At 69.9% G+C, this 24,697-nt stretch carries 24 protein-coding genes; 14 read left to right on the forward strand and 10 right to left on the reverse strand.

Annotated elements, in window-relative coordinates; translation table 11 throughout:
• The first annotated feature begins 51 nt into the window (after positions 1-51).
• The gene (locus ACH4S9_RS12800; RefSeq protein WP_398371845.1) at positions 52-915 is read left to right on the forward strand and encodes a helix-turn-helix domain-containing protein; all 864 of its coding nucleotides are present in this window, start codon (positions 52-54) and stop codon (positions 913-915) included.
• Positions 916-918: 3 nt separating this feature from the next.
• Positions 919-1,119 (forward strand): DUF397 domain-containing protein, encoded by a 201-nt coding sequence (locus tag ACH4S9_RS12805; protein WP_398371593.1) that lies wholly within the window; start codon positions 919-921, stop codon positions 1,117-1,119.
• On the opposite strand, the gene ACH4S9_RS12810 is transcribed toward ACH4S9_RS12805, so the two are convergent.
• The 5 genes from ACH4S9_RS12810 to ACH4S9_RS12830 form a co-directional block, all read right to left on the reverse strand.
• Positions 1,089-2,003: a carbohydrate ABC transporter permease gene (locus ACH4S9_RS12810; RefSeq protein ID WP_398371595.1), complete on the reverse strand. Its 915-nt coding sequence runs from the start codon at positions 2,001-2,003 to the stop codon at positions 1,089-1,091. The two genes, ACH4S9_RS12805 and ACH4S9_RS12810, sit on opposite strands and share 31 nt — an antisense overlap.
• Positions 2,003-3,364 (reverse strand): extracellular solute-binding protein, encoded by a 1,362-nt coding sequence (locus ACH4S9_RS12815; RefSeq protein WP_311727970.1) that lies wholly within the window; start codon positions 3,362-3,364, stop codon positions 2,003-2,005. The genes ACH4S9_RS12810 and ACH4S9_RS12815 overlap by 1 nt, the downstream gene beginning before the upstream one ends.
• A gap of 134 nt (positions 3,365-3,498) precedes the next feature.
• Positions 3,499-4,545, reverse strand: a complete 1,047-nt coding sequence (locus tag ACH4S9_RS12820; RefSeq protein WP_398371598.1) for a chitinase — start codon at positions 4,543-4,545, stop codon at positions 3,499-3,501.
• 143 nt (positions 4,546-4,688) lie between these two features.
• Positions 4,689-5,396, reverse strand: coding sequence for a response regulator (locus ACH4S9_RS12825; protein ID WP_311727972.1), 708 nt, complete (start codon positions 5,394-5,396; stop codon positions 4,689-4,691).
• Positions 5,393-7,162 (reverse strand): ATP-binding protein, encoded by a 1,770-nt coding sequence (locus tag ACH4S9_RS12830; protein ID WP_398371600.1) that lies wholly within the window; start codon positions 7,160-7,162, stop codon positions 5,393-5,395. The genes ACH4S9_RS12825 and ACH4S9_RS12830 overlap by 4 nt, the downstream gene beginning before the upstream one ends.
• Positions 7,163-7,324: 162 nt before the next feature.
• On the opposite strand from ACH4S9_RS12830, the gene ACH4S9_RS12835 reads away from it, so the two are divergent.
• Positions 7,325-8,728, forward strand: coding sequence for a cation:dicarboxylate symporter family transporter (locus ACH4S9_RS12835; RefSeq protein ID WP_398371602.1), 1,404 nt, complete (start codon positions 7,325-7,327; stop codon positions 8,726-8,728).
• Positions 8,729-8,801: 73 nt separating this feature from the next.
• Here ACH4S9_RS12835 and ACH4S9_RS12840 read toward each other — a convergent pair whose 3' ends face one another.
• Complete coding sequence (locus ACH4S9_RS12840) at positions 8,802-8,945, reverse strand: hypothetical protein (protein WP_311727975.1); 144 nt, start codon at positions 8,943-8,945, stop codon at positions 8,802-8,804.
• 251 nt (positions 8,946-9,196) lie between these two features.
• Between ACH4S9_RS12840 and ACH4S9_RS12845 the strand changes: the two genes are divergently transcribed.
• A complete protein-coding gene (locus tag ACH4S9_RS12845; RefSeq protein WP_398371605.1) occupies positions 9,197-13,018 on the forward strand; it encodes a hypothetical protein in 3,822 nt (1,273 codons plus the stop codon).
• A gap of 150 nt (positions 13,019-13,168) precedes the next feature.
• Here the strand turns inward: ACH4S9_RS12845 and ACH4S9_RS12850 are convergent, their stop codons facing one another.
• The gene (locus tag ACH4S9_RS12850) at positions 13,169-13,468 is read right to left on the reverse strand and encodes a hypothetical protein (RefSeq protein ID WP_311727977.1); all 300 of its coding nucleotides are present in this window, start codon (positions 13,466-13,468) and stop codon (positions 13,169-13,171) included.
• 302 nt (positions 13,469-13,770) lie between these two features.
• On the opposite strand from ACH4S9_RS12850, the gene ACH4S9_RS12855 reads away from it, so the two are divergent.
• Positions 13,771-16,725, forward strand: a complete 2,955-nt coding sequence (locus ACH4S9_RS12855) for an AfsR/SARP family transcriptional regulator (protein ID WP_398371607.1) — start codon at positions 13,771-13,773, stop codon at positions 16,723-16,725.
• A 313-nt stretch (positions 16,726-17,038) separates the two neighbouring features.
• On the opposite strand, the gene ACH4S9_RS12860 is transcribed toward ACH4S9_RS12855, so the two are convergent.
• Positions 17,039-17,884, reverse strand: coding sequence for a hypothetical protein (locus ACH4S9_RS12860; RefSeq protein WP_398371609.1), 846 nt, complete (start codon positions 17,882-17,884; stop codon positions 17,039-17,041).
• Between the two features lie 101 nt (positions 17,885-17,985).
• Between ACH4S9_RS12860 and ACH4S9_RS12865 the strand changes: the two genes are divergently transcribed.
• Complete coding sequence (locus ACH4S9_RS12865) at positions 17,986-18,168, forward strand: hypothetical protein (RefSeq protein ID WP_385338934.1); 183 nt, start codon at positions 17,986-17,988, stop codon at positions 18,166-18,168.
• Positions 18,169-18,416: 248 nt separating this feature from the next.
• Here ACH4S9_RS12865 and ACH4S9_RS12870 read toward each other — a convergent pair whose 3' ends face one another.
• Positions 18,417-18,731 carry a hypothetical protein gene (locus tag ACH4S9_RS12870; protein WP_385338931.1) on the reverse strand — a complete coding sequence of 105 codons (315 nt, stop codon included), beginning with the start codon at positions 18,729-18,731 and terminating at the stop codon, positions 18,417-18,419.
• 120 nt (positions 18,732-18,851) lie between these two features.
• Here ACH4S9_RS12870 and ACH4S9_RS12875 point away from each other — a divergent pair, with 120 nt between their 5' ends.
• The 8 genes from ACH4S9_RS12875 to ACH4S9_RS12910 all read left to right on the forward strand — a co-directional run bounded on the left by ACH4S9_RS12875 (position 18,852) and on the right by ACH4S9_RS12910 (position 22,974).
• On the forward strand, positions 18,852-19,739 hold the full coding sequence (locus tag ACH4S9_RS12875) for a helix-turn-helix domain-containing protein (protein ID WP_398371612.1): 888 nt from the start codon (positions 18,852-18,854) through the stop codon (positions 19,737-19,739).
• 12 nt (positions 19,740-19,751) lie between these two features.
• The gene (locus ACH4S9_RS12880; protein WP_385338925.1) at positions 19,752-19,985 is read left to right on the forward strand and encodes a DUF397 domain-containing protein; all 234 of its coding nucleotides are present in this window, start codon (positions 19,752-19,754) and stop codon (positions 19,983-19,985) included.
• A 130-nt stretch (positions 19,986-20,115) separates the two neighbouring features.
• A complete protein-coding gene (locus ACH4S9_RS12885; RefSeq protein ID WP_385338922.1) occupies positions 20,116-20,319 on the forward strand; it encodes a hypothetical protein in 204 nt (67 codons plus the stop codon).
• A gap of 5 nt (positions 20,320-20,324) precedes the next feature.
• Positions 20,325-20,864 (forward strand): DUF6879 family protein, encoded by a 540-nt coding sequence (locus tag ACH4S9_RS12890; RefSeq protein ID WP_398371615.1) that lies wholly within the window; start codon positions 20,325-20,327, stop codon positions 20,862-20,864.
• On the forward strand, positions 20,861-21,703 hold the full coding sequence (locus ACH4S9_RS12895) for a helix-turn-helix domain-containing protein (protein ID WP_398371617.1): 843 nt from the start codon (positions 20,861-20,863) through the stop codon (positions 21,701-21,703). The genes ACH4S9_RS12890 and ACH4S9_RS12895 overlap by 4 nt, the downstream gene beginning before the upstream one ends.
• 88 nt (positions 21,704-21,791) lie before the next feature.
• Positions 21,792-22,211 (forward strand): hypothetical protein, encoded by a 420-nt coding sequence (locus ACH4S9_RS12900; protein WP_398371619.1) that lies wholly within the window; start codon positions 21,792-21,794, stop codon positions 22,209-22,211.
• Between the two features lie 135 nt (positions 22,212-22,346).
• Positions 22,347-22,475 carry a hypothetical protein gene (locus ACH4S9_RS12905; RefSeq protein ID WP_385338910.1) on the forward strand — a complete coding sequence of 43 codons (129 nt, stop codon included), beginning with the start codon at positions 22,347-22,349 and terminating at the stop codon, positions 22,473-22,475.
• Between the two features lie 70 nt (positions 22,476-22,545).
• On the forward strand, positions 22,546-22,974 hold the full coding sequence (locus ACH4S9_RS12910) for a hypothetical protein (protein WP_385338907.1): 429 nt from the start codon (positions 22,546-22,548) through the stop codon (positions 22,972-22,974).
• Positions 22,975-23,111: 137 nt separating this feature from the next.
• Here the strand turns inward: ACH4S9_RS12910 and ACH4S9_RS12915 are convergent, their stop codons facing one another.
• Positions 23,112-24,569 (reverse strand): glycoside hydrolase family 16 protein, encoded by a 1,458-nt coding sequence (locus ACH4S9_RS12915; protein ID WP_398371622.1) that lies wholly within the window; start codon positions 24,567-24,569, stop codon positions 23,112-23,114.
• Positions 24,570-24,697: the final 128 nt, after the last annotated feature.

Raw genomic sequence — 24,697 nt, forward strand, 5'->3', positions numbered from 1 at the left:
GCGGGGTGCGTCTGCTGACGCCAGACTGGTCGCGTGACTATGAGTCAGCTGATGCAGGGGAACAGCACCTCGACCGTTCTGGGACGCAGACTCGGCGGCGAGCTCATCAAGCTCCGCACCGAGGCGGGGCTGACGCAGGGGCACGCCGCCAAAAGCCTTACGGCGTCCACCACCAAGGTCGCCAAGATGGAACGCGGCTGGGTCCCCATGCGCGACCCCGACATCCGGGCCCTGTGCGAGCTGTACGGCGTGAGCGATCCGGCGGTTGTGGGCGGGCTGCTGGAGCTGGCGCGGGTCGACCGCGAGCGCCGCAGGGCCAAGGGGTGGTGGAACGACTTCCCGGACCTCGGCGTCATGCAGGAGTACGTCGCCCTGGAACACGTGGCGACAAGCATCAGGACGTGGCAGCTCAGCCTTGTACCCGGACTGCTCCAGACCCCTGACTACCTGCGAGCATTGGCCCTCGGCAACTCGAGGCGCGATCACCCGGACAACGGCGAACAGTTGGTCGCCGCGAGAGTCGCCCGTCAGCGGCGGCTCTCGGAAGAACCCGTGCTGGAGCTGTGGGCGTTGATCCACGAAGGTGCACTCCGGCATCAAGTCGGCGGGCTGGAGGTGATGCGCTCGCAGGTGGCGCACCTCGCCCATGCCGCCGATCAGCCGCATATCAGGCTCCAGGTCCTGCCGTTCACGGCCGGAGCGCACTTGGGTATGGGTGGCACCTTCAACATCATCTCGTTCGCCGAACCCGGCGCCATGGATGTGGTGTATACAGAGACCGCCTTCGGTCAGCTGTGGGTTGAGGGAGGGGACGAAGCCGCCCAGCACCAGGATCTCTTTGAGAAGATCTCCCGAAGCGCCCTCACTGAGCCGGAGAGCAAGGCATTCATCAACGTCCTCCGCGAAGAGATGTGAGAGATGACCGCGCTTGAGTTCCGGAAGTCGAGCTACAGCACCGCTGACCATGAGTGCGTCGAGGTGGCCACCAACCACCCCGACAGCGTCGCGATACGCGACTCCAAGCGCCCGGAAGGCCCCATACTGCGCGTGGCGCCCGCCGCATGGGCCGCCTTCCGGGAGGCCGTCGTTCAGACCTCGTCGCGCATCAACCGCAGGTAGACCAGCGAGAACAGCGCACCCACCAGCAGCAGCAACAGCGCCACCGCCGTGCCGTAGCCGATCAGCGACTTGTTGAACGCCTGGTCGTACATGAAGACCGGGAGGGTCTGGCTCCGGTTGCCGGGGCCGCCTCGGGTCATGGCCCAGATGAGGCCGAAGACGGACAGCGTCTGGAGGGTGTTGAGCATCAGGTTCGTGCCGATGGAGCGGCGGATCATCGGCAGGGTGATGTGCCAGAAGCGGCGCGGCCCGCTCGCGCCGTCGACCTCCGCGGCCTCGTTGATCTCCTTGGGGATCTCGGAGAGCGCGGCGGAGTAGACGAGCATCGAGAAGGCCGTGCCGCGCCAGACGTTGGCGAAGGAGACGGCGATGATGGGGAGGGTGAAGAGCCAGTTCTGGGACGGCAGGTGCAGCCAGTCCAGGATGGCGTTGAGCGTGCCTTCGCGGCGGAAGAACGCGTACAGCAGAAAGCCCGCGACGATCTCGGGCACCACCCACGCCGCGATGACGATCGAGCCGGTGATGGTCCGTACCGGCTTGGATGCGCGCTGCATCGCGGTGGCCAGGGCCAGGCCCAGAGTGTTCTGGCCGATCAGCGAGGACAGCAGGGTGAAGACGAGCGTGAGGACGACCGCGTTGCGGAAGTCGTCGTCCGCGAAGGCGCGCCGGAAGTTGTCGAGGCCGACGAAGTCCGTGGTGGAGGCGCCGGTCAGCTGCATGTTGGTGAAGGCGATGTAGACGCAGTAGCCGATCGGGCCGCCGAGGAAGAGCAGCAGGAGCACCGTCGCCGGGGCGAGCGGGAACCAGCGCAGGGGGCGGTGGTGCAGGGGGCGGCGGCGCCCGGGGCGTACCGGGGCCGCCGCCACCTTGGTCGCGGTCGCCATCAGCCCTTGGCCACCGTGGCGCCGTCGGCGATCGACTTCAGCTGGTCGTCGTACGACTTGGCCGACTTGTCGGGGGAGGCGTCACCCGTGGTCACCGACTCCATGGCCTCGCCGATCGCCGTGGAGACCTGGGGGTAGACGGGGAGCGCGGGCCGGTAGTGGGTGTACTTCACGAGGCCGGTGAAGAAGTCGATGCCCGGCATGGAGGACAGATAGCGCTGGTCCTTCGCGACGTCGTCGCGGACCGCGATCTGCGCGCCGGTCACGCACCATTCGGTGGCGTTCTTCTTGGTCTGGAGCTGCTCGACGAACTTCCAGGCCAGGTCGGGGTTCTTGCCTTTGGCGGTGATCGCCCAGGTCCAGCCGCCGGACATGCTGACCTTGCCGGGGGCCTGGCCGTTCTGGGTGGGCATGGGCGCCTGGCCGAGGGTCTTGGACCACTCGGGCCATGGCTTGCCGCCGGTCTTCAGCCAGTTCTGGCCGAGCCAGGAGCCGTCGAGGTCGATGGCGAGTTTGCCCTCGGGCAGCCACTCGCTGTAGACGGTGGTGCCGACGTTGGGGTCGAGGGCGTCGGAGACGTCGGGGCCCAGCTTCTCGGAGTAGACGGTCTTGATGAAGCTCAGGGTGTCCTTGAAGCCCTGGCCGCCGGTGACCCACTTCTTCGCCTTCGGGTCGTACAGCGGGTTCTCGCCCGTGCCGTACAGCAGCATCTCGAAGCTCTGCATGACGGAGGTCTCGCCCGGGGCCTTGCCGGTGTAGACGTTGAGCGGGGTGACACCGGGGACCTTCTCCTTGATCGTGCGGGCCGCGGCGAGGATCTCGTCCCAGCTTCCCGGCTGCCAGTCGGCCGGCAGCCCGGCCTTGGCGAAGATGTCCTTGTTGAACCACAGGCCGCGGGTGTCGGTGCCGTCCGGGATGCCGTACGTCTTGCCGTCCTCCGCCTTGGCCGCGGCCTTCGCGGTGTCGACGAACTGGTCCCAGGTCTGCCACTTGGCCAGATAGTCGTCGAGGGGGCGCAGATAGCCCGCCTTGATGTCGGAGTTGATCCGGAAGGTGTCCTCGTAGACCAGGTCCGGCGCGGTCTTGGGGGACCGCATCATCTGCTGGACCTTGGTGGCGTAGTCGTTGTCCTGGGCCTGGATCGGGATCAGCTTGACCGTCTTGCCGGGGTTCGCTTTCTCGAACTCTCTCTTCACTCCGGCCAGGTAGTTGTCCTGGAATCTGATCTTGTTGTCGGTGCTGCGCTTGTAGGCGACCTTGACGGTGTCCGGGTCGCTGCCCGAGCCGCCGCCGCAGGCAGTGAGTCCTGCGGCGGCGACGAGGGTGACGGCTGTGAGGATCAGTGGGGCGGTGTGGCGCACGGGCACGACCTCCTTGCTGGCCTCTGGGGCTGCGGGCCGACCGTACGGTCGGGCCCATTACAAGGTCAATCCCCTTGACCAGGAACGCCCTTGATCGAACGTTAGCCCGGTGGTCGTCAGCCCGGGTGGCGTGCTCAGCCGGTGTAGCCCGCAAGCACCTTGGTGAAGTCGTACGTCCCCTGGTCGATGCCGCTGCACGCGTCCGCGTCCCCGCCGGAGCCGCACTTGCGGTCGCGGTTGAGCGACCAGAAGCTGACCCGGGCCAGGTGGTGGCTCTTGGCGTACGAGACCACGGACTTGAAGTTGTCGAGGGTCACCGTCTCACCCGCGACGTCGGTCTTGCCGTTCATGGAAGAGAAGCCGACCTTGCGGTACGCGTCGTCGGACGACAGACCGTACGCGCTCGCGACGCTGTTCTTCAGGCCGTCCACCGCCGACTTGGTGGCCGCCGCCATGTCGACGGAGCCCTGGCCGAAGTCGAACGGCATGACGGCCCAGCCGTCCACGTCGACGCCGGCTGCGGCGCCGCGCTTGATGAGGTCCTTGCCGTTGGCGTCCGGGCCGCTGGTGGTCGTGCCGAAGGTGACGTACACCTTGATGCCGCTGTTCTTCTGCTTGACGATCTTCAACGCGTCGATCACCCGCTGCCGGACCGTCGCGTTCTCGAACTCGCTCGCCTCGATGTCGATGTCGATCGACTTGAGCTTGTAGGCGTCGATCACCTTCTGGTACGCGCCCGCGAGGGCGGAGGCGGAGGAGCACTTCTCGCCGAGCTTGTTGCCGCTCCAGCCGCCGAAGGACACCGTGACATCGCCGCCGGCCGAGCGTATGGAGTTGATCGTGGACTGGTCGTTGCCGCCGGTCAGCGCGCGGGAGCCGTCCCACTTCGGGTTGCAGCCGCCGTCCGAGAGGATGAAGGCCATCGTGAACTGGGTGGTGCCGGTGGCCGACATCACATCGGTGGCCTTGGGCGGGCTGCCCCAGCCGAGGTAGAGGTACGGGCCGGTCTGGCCGCTGGCCGCGGCGGCCGTGCTCGGGGCGGCCTCGGCGGCCTGGGTGGTGGGAGCGGTGGGGGCGGCCTGGGCGCCGGTGGCGGCGAGGGTCGCCGCGCCGCCCGTGGCTATGAGCGCGCAGGTCGCGGTGAGCACGAGCCTGCGGGTGCGCTTGGACATGTTCTTCATGGGGGGAGTCCTCCGGACAACACACGCAACAAGGACGAGAGGGGAGCATACGTGCACCGAACAACTGTCTGTTGGGCGGGGTTGCGGATGTGAACGCTAGCGAGTCGGTGCCGCGCCGACAAGATGGTGGATAGGAAAGTTTCCTATTGCGTGCTCAGCCAGCGATAGACCAGCTCCGGGCGGCCGACCTGTCCGTACTGCGGCGCCCGCGCCGCGCGCCCCGCGTCCACCAGGTGCTCCAGATACCGGCGCGCGGTGATCCGCGAGATGCCCACCGCCTCCGCCGTCGCTGTGGCGGAGATCCCGCTCTCGGCGGCGCGCAGCGTGTCGGTCACGGCCTGGAGGGTGGCCGGGGTCAGCCCCTTGGGCAGCTCGGCCGGCTGCGGCGCGCGCAGTGCGGCCAGCGCGCGGTCCACCTCGTCCTGGCCGCTGGCCTCGCCCACGCTCGCGCGGAACTCGGCGTAGCGCAGCAGCCGGTCCCGTAGCGTTGCGAATGTGAACGGCTTGAGTACGTACTGGACGACCCCGAGCGAGACGCCCTCCCGGACCACCGCGAGGTCTCGGGCCGAGGTCACCGCTATGACGTCCGTGGTGTGACCTGCCGCACGCAGCCCCCGGACGAGCTGGAGACCGTGTCCATCGGGCAAATACAGATCCAGCAGCAGAAGGTCGGCGGGCGTGCGCTCCAGCTGGCGCTGTGCGTCGCCGCGCGTCCGCGCCGAGCCGACCACGGTGAAGCCGGGGACGCGCTCGACATACATCCGGTGCGCGTCCGCGGCGACCGGGTCGTCCTCGACGACGAGGACCCGGATCGGCGCGGGCCGGTCCGGGTTCGCCTGCGACGGGCTCATCGGGCGGATTCCTCTCGGGGCGCGGTTTCGTCCCGGGGTGCGGGCTCATCGCGGGGTGCGGGTTCGAGGTGGGGTTCGGGTCGGGGTTGGGGTACGGGTTCGGGTTCGGGCACGGGTACGGGCACGGGTACGGGTACGGGCACGGGTACGGGTTCGGCCCGGGATTCTGCCAGGGGCAGGTGGACCGTGAACTCCGCGCCGCCCTCCACCGCCCGGGACACCTCGACCGTCCCGGCGTTGCGCCGCGCCGCCTGCCGCACCAGCGCCAGCCCCAGCCCGCGGCCCGGGGACTTGGTGCTCCAGCCGCGCCCGAAGGCCACCTCGGCCGTCGCCGGGTCAAGACCGGGGCCCGTGTCGCTCACGCGCAGCGTCAGCTCGTCGGCGATGGCGCGCGCCGTGACCGTGACCCGGGCGCTGCGGGCCGCGCCGCGCCCGGCGCCCTCGGCGGCGGCGTCCGTCGCGTTGTCGATGAGATTGCCGAGGATCGTCACCAGGTCGCGGGCGGGGAGGGCGGGCGGGAGCAGCCCGTCGTCGATGCGGCTGTCCGGGGCGAGGACGAGCTCCACACCGCGCTCATTGGCCTGGGCCGCCTTGCCCAGCAGCAGCGCGGCCATCACCGGCTCGGCGACCGCCCCCACGACCTGGTCGGTCAGCGCCTGCGCCAGCTCCAGCTCGGCGGTCGCGAAGTCGACCGCCTCCTCGGCCCGCCCCAGCTCGATCAGCGAGACGACGGTGTGCAGCCGGTTGGCGGCCTCGTGGGCCTGGGAGCGCAGTGCCTCGGTGATGCCGCGTACCGAGTCCAACTCGCCGGACAGCGCCTGGAGTTCGGTGTGGTCGCGCAGCGTCACGACCGTGCCGCGCTGCTCTCCACTGCTGACCGGGGAGGTGTTGACGACCACGACCCGCTCGGCGGTCAGGTGCAGCTCGTCCACCCGCGGTTCGGCGGACAGCAGGGCGCCGGTCAGCGGCGGGGGCAGCCCGAGGTCGGAGACGTACCGGCCGACCGGGTTCCCGGACAGCCCGAGCAGCTCCCGCCCGGCGTCGTTGATCAGCGCGATCCGCCGCCGCCCGTCCAGCATCAGCAGCCCTTCGCGGACGGCGTGCAGCGCGGCCTGGTGGTAGTCGTGCATCCGGCTCAGCTCGGCGGCGTTCATGCCGTGGGTGTGGCGGCGCAGCCGGGCGTTGATGACATAGGTGCCGATGCCGCCGAGCGCCAGCGCGGCGAACGCGACGACGAGCAGCGCCAGCATCTGGCGGCGCACCTGCGCGCTGATGGTGTCGACGGTGATCCCCGCGCTGACCAGCGCGGTGATCTTGCCGCCGGCCTGTGCGTCGCGCACCGGGGCCACCACGCGCACGGAGGCGCCCAGGGTGCCGGTGTATGTCTCGTCGAAGATCTGGCCGTGCAGCGCGGGCCCGGTGTTGCCGAGGAACTTCTCTCCTATGCGAGCCGGGTCGGGATGCGTCCAGCGGATCCCTCGCGTATTCATGATGGTGACGAAGGCGACACCGGTGTCGCGGCGCACCTGCTCGGCGTATGGCTGGAGCCGGGCGGTGGGGTCGGGGGACCGTACGGCCTCGGCGACGGTCGGGGAGTCGGCGACGGCGGTCGCGGCGGCGGTGGCCTGGCGGCGTGCGGACTCCTCCGCCTGGCTCCGGCCGGTGACGTACGAGAAGATCGCGCACCCGGCGACCACGGCGGCGACCAGGACGACCTGCATCGCGAAGAGCTGGCCTGCCAGACTCCGGGGACGGGGGACGCGCATGCCACACAGTGTGCACATGACCGTTTCGTGAACGAAATGAACGGAAGGGTGACCGCCATCACAGGCGGGGTGCATAGTCCTCGGGACCGTTCAGGGCGAAGTGCGAGCCGCACGACGCATCAGCCGGGACAGCTGGACGGCAGAGCAGAAGGAGGCAGCACCGTGGCTGCGCAGACCTCGCCGTCCGCGTCCGGACAGACGGATGCCGGGCGGACGAAGAAGGACAAGATTCACTACCTCTACCTCGCGGTGATCGGCGCGGTCGCGCTCGGCATCCTGGTGGGCTTCGTCGCCCCCGATACCGCGGTGGAGCTCAAGCCGATCGGCACCGGCTTTGTGAATCTGATCAAGATGATGATCTCGCCGATCATCTTCTGCACGATCGTGCTCGGCGTCGGCTCGGTGCGGAAGGCCGCGAAGGTCGGCAAGGTCGGCGGCCTGGCGCTCGGCTACTTCCTGGCGATGTCGACCGTCGCGCTCGCCATCGGCCTGGTCGTCGGCAACATCATCGAGCCGGGCAGCACCCTGCACCTGACCAGCGAGGCGGCGAAGGCCGGACAGGGCCAGGCGGCGGGCGCCCACGAGTCCACGACCGACTTCCTGCTCGGCATCATCCCGACCACGATGGTCTCCGCCTTCACCGCGCCCGAGGTGCTCCAGACCCTGCTGATCGCGCTGCTGGTCGGCTTCGCGCTCCAGGCCATGGGCAAGAGCGGTGAGCCGGTGCTGCGCGGGATCGGCCACATCCAGCGGCTGGTGTTCCGCGTGCTGTCCATGATCATGTGGGCGGCGCCGGTGGGCGCCTTCGGCGCGATAGCCGGGGTGGTCGGCGAGACGGGCGTGGACGCGCTGAAGTCGCTGGCCATCATCATGATCGGCTTCTATATCACCTGTGCGCTGTTCGTGTTCCTCGTGCTCGGCACGGTCCTGCGGCTGGTCGCGGGCGTGAGCATCTTCGCGCTGCTGAAGTACCTGGCCCGCGAGTTCCTGCTGATCGTGTCGACCTCGTCGTCCGAGTCCGCGCTGCCGCGCCTGATCGCCAAGATGGAGCACGCGGGCGTCAGCCAGCCCGTCGTGGGCATCACCGTGCCGACCGGCTACTCCTTCAACCTGGACGGCACCGCGATCTACCTGACCATGTCCTCGCTGTTCATCGCCGAGGCCATGGGCAACCCGCTCTCGATCGGCGAGCAGATATCCCTGCTGGCGTTCATGATCATCGCGTCGAAGGGCGCGGCGGGCGTGACCGGCGCGGGCATGGCCACCCTGGCCGGCGGTCTCCAGTCGCACCGGCCGGACCTGGTGGACGGCGTCGGCCTGATCGTCGGCATCGACCGCTTCATGAGCGAGGCGCGCGCCCTCACCAACTTCGCGGGCAACGCGGTCGCGACCGTCCTGGTCGGCACCTGGACCAAGGAGATCGACAAGGACCGCATGCAGGAGGTGCTCGCCGGGCGGCTGCCGTTCGACGAGACCACGCTCGTCGACGACCACTCGCCGCACAGCGGGGACGACGCGGACGACGACGCTCACGTGGACACCACCAAGAAGCACGCGGCCATCTGACCCGCGGGCCACTCCGGCCTCACCGCACGGCCTCGCGGCCCTGCCCCTCGCATCGGGGCAGGGCCGCTCGCGTTCACGCCCCGCCCGAGAACCCGGCGGGGAAGTGCACGACCCCCGTCGCCGCCTCCGCGTGGATCCCCGGGACGAAGGGGAGGAACGGGGCGGCCAAGAGGACGGCCCCCGTGACCGCCGTGGCGATCCGCCCCCAAAGAGGCATCAGCCCACCTCCCTTTCCTGTGTGTGGCCGTCCCCGTACGCCCTCACCCCCGCGAAAGGCGTACGGAGTTTTGGTGCGGCCCGGCACCGTCCGGTGCACACGGTCCACTTCAGCGGTCCGGCGGTTGTTCGGCAGCCCCGTCTCGCCACGAAACAAAGGAAGTCGAAACAAAGGCAGCCGAAACAAAGGGGCTCGAAACAAAGGGAGTACCGTCTGGGCCGGACCAGGCCGTCGAGGTGGGGGGATCGGACATGGGCCGCCGGGAGAGTCCGCTGGATCCGAGCGCGGGTCCGGTCGAGCGATTCGCGTACGAACTGCGCAAGCTGAGGAGCGAGGCGGGCGGACCGACCTACCGGGCGATGGCGCATCGGGTTCCGTACTCGCTCACCACGCTGTCCCGGGCCGCCGCGGGAGAGCAACTCCCCTCGCTGCCGGTCACGCTCGCGTACGTGGAGGCGTGCGGCGGGGACGGGGCCGACCGGGCCGCCTGGGAGGCGCGCTGGCGCGAGGCGGCGGAGGAGGCGACCGGCCTCCCCCGCGAGGACGACGACGCCACCCCGCCCTACCGCGGACTGGCCCGCTTCGAGCCGGGCGACCACGAGCGGTTCTTCGGCCGGGACCAACTCGTCGCGGATCTGCTGGAGCTGGTGAGAGAGAGCAGGTTCGCTGCCGTCTTCGGCCCCTCGGGCAGCGGGAAGTCCTCGCTGCTGCGAGCAGGTCTTATCCCGGCCCTGCGCGACGGCGCGGCGGAGCCGCTGCCGCGCCCGTCCGTGATCCGCGTCCTCACCCCGGGCGACCGCCCGCTGCGCACCCACGCCGACGCGCTCGCGCCGAAGGGCGGAGACGGGGACACCTGGCTGGTGGTCGACCAGTTCGAGGAGGTCTTCACCCTCTGCCAGGACCCGGCTGAGCGCGCCGGATTCATCGAACGGCTGCTGTCCGCCCGGGACGAGGGCAGTCGGCTGCGCGTGGTCATCGGCGTACGGGCCGACTTCCTCGGCCGCTGCGCCGAACACCGGGAGCTGACGGCCGCGCTGCGCGGCGCCACCCTGCTGGTCGGGCCGATGGGGCGGGCGGAGCTGCGAGAGGCGATCGTCAAGCCGGCCGCGGCGGACGGGCTGATCGTCGAGCGGACGCTGACCGCCAGGATCGTGGAGGAGGTCGTCGACGAACCCGGCGGCCTGCCTCTGATGTCCCACGCCCTGCTGGAGACCTGGCGCCGCCGCCGAAGCCGGGCGCTGACCGTGGAGTCGTACGAGGCGGCGGGCGGCGTCCACGGGGCGATCGCCCTGACCGCCGAGCGGGTGTACGGGGAGCTCAGTGAGGAGCAGGCGGAGGCCGCCCGGCGGATCATGCTCCGGCTGATCACCCCGGGGGAGGGGGCCCAGGACACCCGGCGCCCGGTGGACCGGGAGGAGCTGGGGCTGGGTCCCGACACACCCCCCGGCTCCGGCTCTGCCTCCGGCTCCGGCGATACAGCTCTCGTACTGGAACGCCTCGTACGGGCGCGCCTGGTCACCCTCGACGAGGGCACGGTCGACCTCGCCCACGAGGCCCTGATCACGGCCTGGCCCCGGCTGCGCGGCTGGATCGACGAGGACCGCCAACGGCTGCGTACCCACCGCAAGCTGACCGAGGCCGCCCGCACCTGGGAGGAGCTGGGACGGGATCCCGGCGCGCTCTACCGGGGCGCGCGGCTGGTGGAGGCGCGGGAGGCGTTCGAAGAGCCCGACAGCTCGGCCGAACTCACCCCCGCCGAGTGCGACTTCCTGGCCGCCAGCCGGGCCGCGGGCACGCGGGAGCGCCGACGGGTGCGTACGTTCGTGGGTGCCGTGGCGGTGCTGGTGGTGCTGGCGCTCGTGGCGGGGGCGGTGGCGTGGCAGCAGAACCGGGCGGGGGAGCAGCGGCGGGAGGAGGCCGTGTCCCGACGGATCGCGGCCGTCGCGGACGGGAACATGCGGTACTCGGATCCGGTGGCGGCCATGCGGCTGAGCTTGGCGTCGTGGCGAATCAGCCACACGGCGGAGGCCAAGGCGGCGCTGATGGGGGCGATGACCCGGCCCGAGCGGGACTCCTTCACCCCGCCCTCGACCAACTTCGACGGCGACAATCAGCTGAGTGCTGACGGCCGGACGATGGTAGGCAGCGCCGACGGCAGGCTCACCGCGTGGGATGTCGTCTCCCACAAGGCGATCGGGTCGCTGCGGGTGCCGGTGGAGATGCCGATAGTCAGCCTCGATCCGACGGGGCGGCGGGCCCTGGTATCCGAGAACGATGGCTGGCGGGTGCGGGACCTCGCCACCGGGAAGCCGCTCGGCCCGCCCGTGGGGGACCTCGATTATTCAACCGCCGAGTACGGCCCCAGCGGACGCACCGTCGTGCTGGCGGGCGACAGTGCGGTGGGGCTATGGGACCTGCGGCAGCGGCGCTTCGTGTTCAAGCAGGTCGGTGGAGAAGAGGTCGACGAGCCGAGTGTCAGCGCCGACGACCGGTTCTTCGCGTTCTGCGCGGCGGACCGGTCTCTCCAGGTGTGGGATGTGCCCCGCAGCCGCAGGCTGCGTACGTTTCCCTCGGCCGCCGTGTCGCGCCTGGCCTGCGGCCCTCTCTATAAGGACGGCACCACCGAGACTCAGGAGTTCGGGTTCACGCCCGACAGCCGCAGCCTCGTCGTCGACGACGATAACTCCGTGCGGAGATGGGATCTGCGGTCCGGGAAGGAGCTGCCCGCTATCGAACACCAAGGCTACGGGAATGCCGAGTTCAGCCGAGACGGACGGTTCCTGGTCACGTCCGACGAGCGGGAAATCCTGGTGTGGCGGGTCGCCTCACCCGATGAGCCCGTCTACCGGTACCCCCTGACGGACGGTAGCCCCGACATGCTGCGGGTGGACGCGGATCAGGGGGTGATCCGCTACCTCAAGAGCAGCGGGGCGGTGAGGACGATCGCGGTGGATCACGTTTTCGAGCCGGTCGGCCGGAGGCAGACGACGATGGCTGGGTTCAGCCCTGACGGACGGCTGGTCGCCACCGCCCGCACCACGGGAAGGTACGAGCGATTCGAGCTCAGGCGCACCGACGGCGGGCGGCCCGCCGTGGTGACCCTGCCGCCCGCCGACTGTCTGACCGGCCAGCGCGGGGTGGTGATGGACGAGGTGTCATGCGTCGTGCTCATGGCCTTCAGCGGCGACGGTCGGACCTTCGCCTATGGCGTCAGCGTACGGAACGGCAATGGGGAGGGACTGGCGGTCCCGGAACGGATCACCATCTGGGACGTGGGCGACGCGGGACGGGAACGTAAGAGGACGGCCCTCGTCATCGCGCCCAAGGGTGCCCGCAAACAGGGCGCCGACGCGATCGCGCTGGCCTCGGATGGGGAGTCGCTGTATGCCGTTCGGCAGGATCCTACGGTCATGGAACGCTGGGGCGTGCGGAGCGCGAAGCTGGAAAGGGCGTCGAAGGCGCGTGAGACCGGCGGTTGGTACTCGGCGACGGGGGCCATGCCCGGCACCCTGGCGGTACGGCCCGACGGGAAGATGCTGGCCACCGCGTTCGGCGGGGGGTTCGCCCTGCCGTCGCTCCGCGAGGCCGGCAGTGACTTGGGCGAGGAAGTCCAGCTCGCCTACAGCCCTGCTGGCGACCGGTTGGCGACAGGCGATTTCACAGGCCAGGTGAGTGTCTGGAACGGCGGCGCCGAGCGTCGGACAGCCGTCATCTCCGAGAACTTCGCGGTCGCGGAGGGAGCCCCGGCGGAGCCTGTGAGCGCGCTGGCCTACTCGCCCGACGGGCGGATCCTGGCGGTGGCGGGCGAGTACGGCACCGTGCGGCTGTGGGACGTCGCGTCCAGCCGCCCGCTGGGGGCCGCACTGCCCACAGCGAGTGACCCCGTCCAGGCCATCTCCTTCACCAATGACGGCAGGACCCTGCTGGTCGCGGGCGAACACGTGCCGCTCCAGAAGTTCGCCGTCGACCCGGAGCGTGTCACCGCCGCCGTCTGCAAGCGCGCCGGGGGCGGGCTCTCCCGCGCCGACTGGAAGACGTACATCCCGGAGGTGCCGTACCGCGACGTGTGTTGAGCGGTACCGGCGGGCTGTCAGCCGAGAGTCCCGCGCCTCCCCCCGTGGAAGACGCGGGCGAACATGGGCGCTTACGTCACCTGGCCGACATCAGCGGGACATCAGCGGGAGTTAAGCGCTTGCTGCCGAGCAGGGCTCGAGGAAGGCGCCTCAGCGCTCGCCGTCGATGATCGGCCGCAGCTGTTCCGGGAGCGCGGTCCATTCGGGGCCGTCGTCCTGGGGTTTGACCCAGGCGACGTTACCGCCGGTGTCGATGTAGGCGACGCGGCCCATGGCCTCGCGCTCGATGTCGTACACGAGGTCGCCTATCCGAGGAGTGATGCGAGTCTGTCCCGTAGCCGTCATGAGCTGCCCTTTCGCCGTTGCGCCGCCTGTTGGCGCGCTTCTGGCCGCCTCGGCCTTGTAGCCGGCCGCCCCGAGGAAGCCGACCGCGAGGAGTCCGGCGGCCAAGGCCCGGTGGTATCGGCCACTCGTCCGGCGCGGTCTGGCCTGTTCGGCCGGTCTGGCGGTCGATACGCGAGTCAAGCCCCCCATGCCGCCCCCGTGTGTATGGGTCGAGAGGGCTCCCCGTTACCGCGGGCTCCCCATCCAGCGGGGTCTGCGCCGGACGTGAGCGTGGGTGCGCCGCGGCGCCCTCATTGCCCGTAGAGTGCAACGGGCGGCTGATCTCCCGCTGATGCGGCGTTGACCTGTGGCTGTGGGTAGGCTGCGAGATGGCCGCAGGGAATCTCAGGTACCGACGGGGGAAGCGCGTGCACCACGGGACCGAGTTTCGTCTGCTGGGCCCGGTCGGGATATGGCGGGGCGAGCTGGGTCTCGGCCCCACCGCCGCCCAACAGCGCTCCGTCCTCGCGATGTTGCTGCTGGAGCCCGGGCGCGTGGTCCCGGTGGACCGGCTGGTCATGGCCGTATGGGGCGAGGACCCGCCGGGGTCGGCGCGCAACGCCGTACAGGTCCAGATATCCAAGCTCCGCAGGATCCTGGCCCCGCTGCCCGACACCGAGTTGACCACCTCCGCCCAGGGCTACTGTCTCGCCGTCGACCACGTGCGGGTGGATCTGCACCGGTTCCGGGAACTGGTGCGCGAGGCCCGGACGGTCGGCGACGGCCCGGCCGGTGAACTGCTGCGCGCGGCGCTCCAGCTGTGGCGCGGCCCCGCGCTCGCGGACGTCACGGGCGGCTGGCTGACCGAGACCGTCGGGTCGGGCCTCGAGGAGGAGCGGCGCGCCGCGATGGAGGAGTGCGCCGCGATCGATCTGCGCTCGGGGCGCCACCAGGAGGCGGTCGCCGTGCTGTCCCCTCTGGTGGCGGAGCACCCGTTGCGGGAGCGGTCGGTGGGGCTGCTGATGGAGGCGCTGAACCGGAGCGGCCGGCGGGCCGACGCGCTCGCGCTCTTCCGCGGTACGCGGCAGCGGTACGTCGACGAGCTGGGCATCGAGCCGGGGGACGACCTCCAGCGGCTGCACCGGCGGGTGCTGGATGCCCCGGCCGCGCCACCTGCCCAGGCCGCGTCGCCCGAACAGCCGGTCCAGCCTGTCTCGCCGGTGCCGCCGGCCCCACCCGTCCCGCCCACCATTCTCGAACAGGCCGACGCGGACCGGTTGGCCTCCGCCCCGGAGGACCCCTCGCCCGCGCGGCCCCAGCCGTCGCCACAGCCGTCCTCCCCGCCCGCCGAGGTCGCGGTGCCGCAGCAACTCCCCGCCGACGTCGTCCACTTCACGGGCCGGGAGCGGGAGCTGGCCGGTCTGGACGCGCTGCTGCGGCCGGCCCTCGGGGCCCGGGACGGGCAGGCGCGCACCGCGGCGCTGATCTCCGTGATCGCGGGCAGCGGCGGTCTCGGCAAGACCACGCTCGCCGTGCACTGGGCCCACCGGGTCCGCGACCGCTTCCCCGACGGGCAGCTGTATGTGAACCTCCGCGGCTTCGGCCCCACCGGCTCGGCGATGACACCCTCCGAGGCGGTGCGCGGCTTCCTGGACGCCTTCCAGGTGCCCGCGCACCGGATACCGGCGACCGTCGAGGCCCAGACCGCCCTGTACCGCAGTCTGTTAACCGGCAGACGGGTGCTGATCCTGCTCGACAACGCCCGCGACGCCGATCAGGTCCGTCCCCTGTTGCCCGGATCGCCGGGCTGTCTGGTGCTGCTGACCAGCCGTAACGAGCTCACCGGGCTGGTCGTCGCCGAGCAGGCCCAGCCGCTGCCGCTGGATCTGCTCGACCGCGCCGAGGCGCGCGGGCTGCTCGCCCGCCGGCTGGGCGCCGAGCGGGTGGCGGCCGAGCCGGAGGCGGTGGAGGACGTCATCACGGTGTGCGCGGGGCTGCCCCTCGCGCTGGCCATCGTCGCCGCCCGCGCCGCCACCCACCCCCGCTTCTCCCTCGCCGCCCTCGCCCGCGAGCTGCACGACGCCCGCGGCAGCCTGGACGCGTTCGACGGCGGTGACGCCACCACCGACGTCCGGGCGGTGTTCTCGTGGTCGTACCACACCCTCGGCACCGACGCCGCGCGGCTGTTCCGGCTGCTGGGCGTGCACCCGGGACCGGACATCTCGGCCGTCGCCGCGGCCAGCCTGGTGGCGCTGCCCGTGCCCCAGGCCCGGCGGCTGCTGATCCAGCTGACCCGGGCCCACCTGCTCACCGAGCGCAGCCCGGGCCAGTACGCGCTGCACGACCTGCTGCGCGCCTACGCCACCGAGCTGGCCGAGGCGTACGACTCCGAGGCCGACCGGCGCGCCGCGCTGCACCGGACGCTCGACCACTACCTCCACACCGCCGTCGCCGCCGGGCGTGTGTTCACCCCGCAGCGCACGCCGCTCACCCTCCCCGCCGCGCAGCCCGGCGTCAGCACCGAGCCGTTCGCGGACTACGGCGAGGCGCTGACCTGGTTCACCGTCGGGCATCCGGTGCTGGTCGCCGCGCAGCAGCAGGCCGCGGAGAGCGGATTCGAGCCCCACGCCTGGCAGCTGGCCTGGTCGCTCGCCGAGTTCCTGGACCAGCTCGGACACTGGCACGACCAGGGCGTCGTGCACACCGTGGCGCTCGACGCGGCGCAGCGTACGGACAACCTGACCGGGCAGGCGCACGCCCACCACGGCCTCGGCCTCGCCGATCTGCGCATGGCCCGCTACGACCGGGCCCGCGACCACCTGATGTGCGCCCTGGACCTGCACGGCAGGACCGACAACGCGGCCGGTCAGGCGCTCATCCATGTCGCGCTCAACCTGGCGGGCGAGCGGCAGGGCCGCCACGAGGAGGGGCTGTACCACGCGCAGCGCACCCTCGAGCTGTACCGGGAGGTCGGCCAGCGCAGCGGGGAGGCGTACGCGCTGAACAACGTCGGCTGGGCGTACGCCATGGTCGGCCAGTACCAGCAGACCCTGATCCACTGCGAGAAGGCCCTGCGGATGCTGCGGGAGGCGCACGACGGGCGGGGCGCCTCGGCCGCCTGGGACAGCCTCGGCTACGCCCACCACCGCCTCGGCGACCACGAGCAGGCCATCGTCTGCTTCCGGAACGCCGTGGAGCTGCGCCGTGAGCGCGGCGAGCGGGTCAGGGCGGCCGAGACCACGTACCGCCTGGGCAGCGCCCAGCTGGCCGCGGGGGACGTCCCCGGCGCCCGGGACACCTGGCAGGAGGCACTGACCATGTTCGACGCGCTCGGCCACCCCGACGCCGACCGGGTCCGCGAGGAACTCGGCCGGCTCGGGTGAACTAGCAGCACCTGGAGACCGGGGCGGCGCTCGCCGTTGCCGCCGTGATGCCGGACGCGGTGACGAGACCGCACGCGATGAGCGCGATGGAGAGCGCCCGCAACAGCCGCTGTTTCATGTTGTCCTCCTGACTTCCGCCTTTGCTTGGCCGTACGGAAGCGAGTACAGCGGCGGTGCGATTGTTCGGCGACCCGTTCCACCGCGCGGAACAAAGCCCTACGGGGCGAACGTGGCGGTCCCGGCCAGGACGAGCTACACCAGTGGGGCCGATACATGGGGCTTACGGTCGAACCGCCGCGCGGCGCGCTCTGATTCAGATGTCGTGGTGGACGGAGAAGCCGTAGTGGATCGGATAGTCCTGGTCGATCACCGCCACTATGTGCCCAACCGGCAACGGCTCGCCCCGCAGCAGCGGCACGTCAAGGTCGTCCCAGCTCAAGCGGTCGAGGCCGACCTCCTCGTCATGGACAACGCATCTACCTAGGTCGATCGAGTGGACCACCCGCCCGGCGTCGACTGTGGAAAGAGTCAGCTCGGCGGACGGCCTCTTACCACCGTCAAGGAAGAGATAATCCTGTATGAGGGGCGTCACGACATCGAAGGCCCAGCGCAGCTCGTCGAGGTCGGGTACCGCCCATCGAAAAACCGAGCCAGCCGAGCCTGAGTAGATCTCCATGGTCAGGAGGTAGAAGCTGTAGGCGGAAACCGAAGAGTCGTCAACAGGATCCAGCCACTTTCCCTCTCGCAGTTTGGTGAGCACGTGGAGACCCACCTTGGCCGTTTCGTTGCCCGGATCCGACCGCCGCACTTGCGAGTAGAGCTCGTCGGTCTCCTGCATTCTCCTCTGGTTGGTCCTGCGGGACTTCGCCAGGCCGGCGATGTCGCTCGGTCCCAGCATGTTGTCCTCGTGTATCTGCCGCAGGAGCTGACCAGCGAGTAGCAGGGCTGCGGCGGTGTCGTCGGCACGGGCCGTGAGCGCCGCACGCAACCACGGCTCACCGGGCCAGCCAGGTCGTTCGCCAGGGAGATCGGCCGCCTCCATGTCCGCTGGGTCGCCCGGCGGCAGGTTGAGCAGGCGTCCGAGCTCACGTGCGGCGGCTGGGTTGCCCGCCACCGCGCGGGCGCGTAGCTGCGTCAGGAACTGTTCGGTGATAGGCACAGCTTGGGACCGTACCGGTCCGGTGAGTGCATGAACCGCCCTGGGTTCTTTGGAGGCTCCGGCCTGGGTGTCCACCGCTGGGTCGTCGAAGCGGCCTTCGCATGCCGGAGCCGTCTGAAGACCTGTTGCGGCCGAGACCATGTACCGCTTGGGCGGCGCCCAGCTGGCCGCCGACGACGTCGGGCGGCGCCCGGGACACCTGGCGGCAGGCCCTGACCATGTTCGACACCCTCGGCCACCCGGACGCCGGCCGGGTCCGCGAGGAACTCGGCCGGCTCGGGTGAACTAGCAGCACCTGGAGACGGGGGCGGCGCTCGCCGTCGTCGCCGTGATGCCGGACGCGGTGACGAGACCGCACGCGATGAGCGCGATGGAGAGCGCCCGCAACAACCGCTGTTTCATGTTGTCCTCCTTCCGCCTTTGCTCGGCCGTACGGAAGTGAGTACAGCGGCGGTGCGATTGTTCGGCGACCCGTTCCAGCGCGTGGAACAAAGATGGGTCGCCGAACGAAGACCCTGCGGACCTGCCTTGGTTACTGCGGGGCGAACGTGGCAGTCCCGGTCAGGGTGAGCCACACCAGTCGGGCCGACACATGGGGCTTACGGTCGAACCGCCGCGCGGCGCGCTCGGCCGAGGTGGTGCTGATCCGCAGGGTGCCCTCGACGCTGGTGACTTCCGAATGGTCGTCGAATGCCATGCCCCAGGCGGCGACCCTCGCGTCTTCCTCCTGGCCGTACTGCTGGACGACGGCGAACGGGCGGGGCGCGGTGTCGTTGACCAGTTCGCAGACCTCCTTGTCGAAGGGGGACGGCTCGGGGGTGCGGGCGTAATCGTTCTGGGCAGGCATGATGACTCCCAACGCAGAGTATTCGGGCGAACGTTGTGCGTAACCGAGAGCGTGAAGTAGCCTGCTCGGCAATGCAAGTGGGAATCCCAGATTTCACCACGATGGGGCAGGGAGGGCGCTGTGAGCCAAGGCGTCGAAGGCGGCGGATCCATCGTTCTGCGATGGCAACTCGCCGCCGCATTGAAGGAGTTGCGGGAGCAGGCCGGACTCACCCAGGAACAGGCGGTCGAGCGGCTGCGGGCAGGGGACGGACGCTGGTCGCGCTCAAAGCTCTCGCGAGTCGAGATCCGCGAGCACAACATCAAACCGCGTGAGGTGGAGCAGATCTTCGCGGCTTACTGCATCTCCGACAAGAAGAAGCTGGAGTCGCTGATGCGGCTGGCCACTGCCGCGAGCGAGCCGGGCTGGTGGGCCGGGTTCAGCAATGACGAGGTCCCGGCCAGCCTCAGGCCGCTCCTCAGCCTCGAATCCGGACTGATGGCCCGCAGGGACTTCCAGAGTCAACTGGTACCAGGGCTGTTGCAGACCGGCGAGTACACCCGCGCTGTGATCGACGCGGTCAACCCGTGGATGTTCTCGCCCGTCGAGGTGGAGCGCCGGGTGGCCGCCCGGATGGTCCGGCAGCAGATCATCGCCAAGGAGAACGCGCCACAGTTCCATTTCATCCTCGACGGGACCATCCTGCACCGTGTTGTGGGCCGCAAGGCTGTGATGCGTGACCAGATGCGCAAGCTGCTCGATGTGTCTGAGCGCGAGAACGTCACCATTCAAGTGCTGCCCCATGACGGCGGCGGAAGCCCCGGCCTGGAAGGGCCGTTTTCGATTCTCAGCCTGCCGGAACCCACTCCGGATATCGGATACGCCGAAGGGCCGGCCGGTACCGCGTACATCGAAGACCGGGCACGAGTGCGGACTCTGACCATGAGGTTTGGCATGCTGGCCGGAGCGGCTCTGTCGCAGGCGGAATCCCTTGAGGTTATCGCCGAGGCGGCCGAGCGTTTCCTGTAGGGAGAGGGCGAAGTGGATCACTCGACGACTCAAACGGACCTGGCACACGCCCACTGGCGCAAGAGCAGCTTCTCCGGAGGCACGCAGGATGCCCCCGAATGCGTCGAGGTCGCGCCGCTGGCCGACGGCCGAATAGCCGTGCGCAACAGCAAGACCCCCGAGGCGGGCATCGTCTTCTTCACGCGCTCGGAGATGGACGCGTGGCTCAAGGGCGTCAAGGCCGGGGAGTTCGACGACCTGGTGTGACTCGCCGAGAGGGAGTGGCGCAACACTCGCGGGTGAATGACATTCGCAATCCCGCGCAATCGCCCAGCGTGATGCGGCCATCCGCGACATCCTGCTGGCCTGATCAACTTCCAGCAGGAAGGCGACGCCCATGGCGCTCAGGTTCCTTGGTACCACGTCCGAACACGGCAACTGCCCCACGCTGTACGAGCTCGAAGAAACCGGAGATCTCGTCGTGCAGGGAGACCTCCTCACCGACCCGGCCCACCTCGGCCAGGTGCGGAACCTCAAGGGCTCCGAAGCATGCGTCGTCGTGCCTCGTGAACTTCTCACCCGTTACGCCCCCAAGGAGTAGATCGCGTGCCCGACCTCATCCCCTTCGAGGAGATCACCCACCTCTTCGAGGACTTCGAGCACACCGCCTGGCGGCTGGAGACGCAGCGCGGCTACGCCTCCGACAGCCAAGGCGCGAATTGGCAACGCTGGAAGGCGGGCGAAGCCATCGGGCGCTATGAACCCCAGCACCCCTGGCACGCCAATGTTCGGGCCCAGACCGGTGCGGGCAAGCGCTTCGAGCGGGTTCGGCTGGTCGACGACCCGCCCACGGAGGGGCAACGCTTCCTGCTCGCGTCCGGACTCGGGAACGTGGAAGCCGGAGAGGACATCCGGAATCTGCGCAGGTCGGATGCGCGGCGCAGCGGTCTGCCCGACTACGACTTCTGGCTGTTCGATTCTCGCGTCGTCATCAAGTTCGTGATCGACGGCGAGGGCGTCACGCAAGGCGTGCTCGTCCTGGAGGATGCTGAATCGGTTGTCAGGGCGTGCCAGGCTCGCGATGCCGCCTGGCACTATGCGGTGGCTACGAGAGAGTTCCAGGCCCAGGTACCGTCAGCCATGTGAGCACCGATTTCCAGGCCGGCCGTATCGCCCTCGGTGCGCGGCTGCGTGAGCTGCGCACCGAGGCCGGACTCAACGGCAAGGAGATAGCGAGCCGACTCGGCTGGCAGCGCTCGAAGGTGTCGCGGCTGGAGAACGGCAAGCAGACAACAACTGCCGAAGACCTTGAGGCATGGGCCCGGGCGGTCGGGGCTCCGAGCGAGGCCGCAGACCTCAAGGCGAGGCTGCGCGGGCTTGAATCACAGCAGCGGTCATGGCGGCGACAGCTCGCGGCAGGGCATCGCGGCGTGCAGGAGAAGTACGTTGTTGAGTACCACCGGACCGCGTCCGTGCGGGCCTATGAGGCCACCGTGATCCCGGGGCTGTTCCAGGTGCCGGACTATGCTCGCTCCCTGTTCACGCAGAATGCCGAACTGATGCAGTCGCCGCGCGATACCGACGAGGCCGTACGGGCCCGGATGAAACGGCAGGAAGTGCTGTACCAGCCGGGCAAGACCTTCGATGTCATCGTCTGGGAAGGCGTGTTGCACACCCTGATCTGTCCCCGAGACGTCATGGCGGCCCAGCTTGACCGACTTGTCGGCCTGATCGGCATGAGCGGAGTTTACTTCGGCGTCATTCCGCTCGGGGCGGCGCTCAAACTCACACCCAAGCACGGTTTCTGGATCTTCGACGATAAGCGTGTAATCGTTGAGACGATCAACACCGAGCTGCACCTTGAGTCATCTGCGGACGTCGCCTTGTACACGCGAGTCTGGGAACGGTTGAACGAGTCCGCCGTGTACGGGGCCCAAGTGCACCGTCTTATCGCTCGAGCGCGGGCCGCGCTGAAGGACGTGTAGACAACCCCTCGCAACTCGGGGTCCATCCCGACGCAATCCAGTGCAATCGGCGCGCTCCTGAGCAACCGCTGTCCCTACGGTCCTGCTCATGAGCCCAAGCGCCGTCATCACGCCTCGCAACCCAAGGCCACCATGGCTACCGGACCACGGCGTCATCGACGCCGTCCCGGCCGGGCGTTGGTGGGACGCCGTCGCTATCGACGGCCCCCTCGGACACGCCGTCGCCGACCGCTTGCGCGACGCGGGATGCCCCGGCCCGGTCCTCTGCGACCCACTCGGCCCGAAGCCCCGCGTCCACTTCCTGGTGCCCGCGCACACGGCACGGTGCTGGACCGAGCCTGACACCAGCGCCCTCGGCGAGAGCTGCTATGTCACGGTCACCGGAACGCTCGACGCGGACAACGCCGGCGTCCACTGGATCACACCGCCAAGCCGCACCCGCCCGCTCCCACTCGTACCGCCCGCCGCGCTGCGCCGCGCGCTCTCAGAAGCCCGAGTGGCGCCGTAGACGTCCCGGCACTACGGGATGAAGCCCCGCCCCGGCCAAAGGACCTGGACAGCCTGAACGGCCGAGGCGGGCCGCAAGCGCACGACGACGCGAGGAAGGCCCTGGCGTCAGCACACCCGCATGAGGAGGTTACCCATGCCTGGTCCTCTCGCACTCTCCGCCCACCAGGACCCGGAGGACGGAGACACCATGCCCGACTCCGACGACACCACACCCCCGCAGCCAGGCGGCTGCGGCTCCGGCGACGGGTGCGGTCGGCACTGATTCGGCCGGCCGCACACAGCCGATGGGGCGGTCCTCGTCCGAGGGCCGTCCCGGTCCACGAGGGAGAGCGATGACGTCGCACAGCACAGCCGATCACCACCACGGATACATGTGGCTCGGCTCCGGGTTCGAGCTGATGAAGGACGGGCCGCGACGCCCGTCGCACCCCGAGTTCATGTCGAACAAGGTCGTGCCGCTGGAGCGGGCACACTGGCTGCTGAAACCGGCCGCGCTCATCCAAGGCACGTGGAGCAGCCCTCAGGACGCCGCCGACTGGTTCGCGGACGTGGTGCGCGGGCACACGCCGTCGTTCACCTCGGAGTATGAACGGGCGGCGTCGACCCTGGCGGATCGCTTCGCTCGGGTGGCCGAGGACGTGGCGAACGGGGAGGACGCCGTTGGGGGCTGGTATCTCACGGGTGCGCGGTTCCTGTCCATCAGCCTGATCGCCTGCGGTTCCCACCGATTCCGGCCGGAGTTCGGATGCCCACAGCGGTGAGGGGCGCCGCTGGCTGTTCTGTACCCAGTGCGCGCGGCCAGGTGGGATCGGCGACCGCCGGGACGGGCTGGAGCCGTCCCGGCGAGGTCGCATGTCGTACCCCTGTCGATGCCGCCTTCCGCTCAGTCGAGCGGAACTCAGCCGAACGGGATCCGGACGTACGACTGGTTGCCCGTCCCCAGGGTGCTGCTGCCGTTGCCGATGGCGTTCCAGACCTCGACCCGTACCTTCCCGTTGGCCAGGTTTCCGAGCGAGCCGGTGGCGGACTTCAGCCCGCGGGCCTGGGTGTAGTGCTCGTAGCCCGCGACGGGGTCGGTGGCGAAGTACTGGTAGGTCTCGGTGCGGTCCCAGCTGCCGTCGCCGGTGAGGTCGTAGGAGATACGGACCTGCTGGCCGTTGGCCACAGTGGTGCCCGCGTCCACGAACAGGTCGAACTGCGTGGCGCCGCCGTTGTAGGTGGCGTTCAGCCCGGAGGCGGTGAAGGTCTGGGGCTGGTTGGGCGTGCCGTCGTGGTTGGCGCCGCCCGCCGAGGCGATGGTCGCGGCGGACGCGGAGGAGGACGCGGCGCCGAGCGCCCCGCCGCTGCCCAGGTAGCGGGTGGCGGAGCCGGTGGGCGGGTCGGTGGGCGGGTCGGTGGTGCCGCCGCCGCGGGTCCAGACCGCGACGTAGTCGACGAGCATGGGGTGGCCGGGGTCGGTGGCGGCGGTGGGGGTGGCCGAGCCGTGGACGCCGTCGGGGAAGGCACCGCCGACCGCGACGTTCAGCAGGATGAAGTAGCCGGCGTGGTCGGTCATGTTCGACCAGGTGGCGGCGTCGACGCTGTTCTGGCTGACGCTGTGGAACTGCTGGTCGTCCACGTACCAGCGCAGTTGGTTGGGTGTGGTGGAGCGGTCCCACTCGAAGCGGTACGTGTGGAAGGCGGACTGGCAGCTCGCGCCGGGGCAGGCGCGGCTGGCGCCGACGCCGGTGGTCTCGTTGCAGGGCCCGCCCGGGTTGACGCCGCAGTGGAGCACTCCCCAGACGGAGTTGATGCCGTTGACGTTCTCCATGATGTCGAACTCGCCGATGCCGGGCCAGTTCCAGTAGTTGCCCCGGTACGGACTGCCGAGCGCCCAGAACGCGGGCCAGTACCCGAGCGCGGCGTTGCCGGTGACGTTGGGCATCTGGATGCGGCCCTCGATGCGCAGCACGCCGCCCGCCGGGGCCTTGAAGTCGGCGCGCTTGGTCTCGACGCGGGACGAGGTCCAGTTGCCCGCGCCGTCGCGGAGCGGGGTGATGCGGAGGTTGCCGCTGCCGTCGAGGCTGAGGTTGCTGGTGGAGTCGGTGTAGTTCTGGATCTCGCCGGTGCCCCAGTTGCCCGGGCCGCCGGGGTAGGAGTGGCCGGTGTCTATCTGCCAGTTGGCGGAGGACGGCAGCGTGTTCGCGGAGCCGTTGAAGTCATCGCTCCATTGCAGGTTCCAGCCGGCGGCGGGCGGCACGTCGCCCCGCGCGGGCGAGGTGCCGAACAGCGTGGCGAGGGCGGCCAGCGCGAGTGCGGCGACGGCCAGCGCGGCGGTGAGGGGTGCCCTGGGTCTGGTGCTCGTGCGTGTGCTCACGGGGAACGACCTCCAGGAAGCTCCGTGGGGGGTGCTGGGGGGTGCTGGGGGGTACTGGGGGGTGTCGCGGGGATGAGAGCGCTCTCACGCTTATGTAGGTGCACACGGTGAGGTCGTCAATGCCACGC

Source organism: Streptomyces sp. NPDC021225 (genome assembly GCF_044332865.1).
GTDB lineage: Bacteria > Actinomycetota > Actinomycetes > Streptomycetales > Streptomycetaceae > Streptomyces.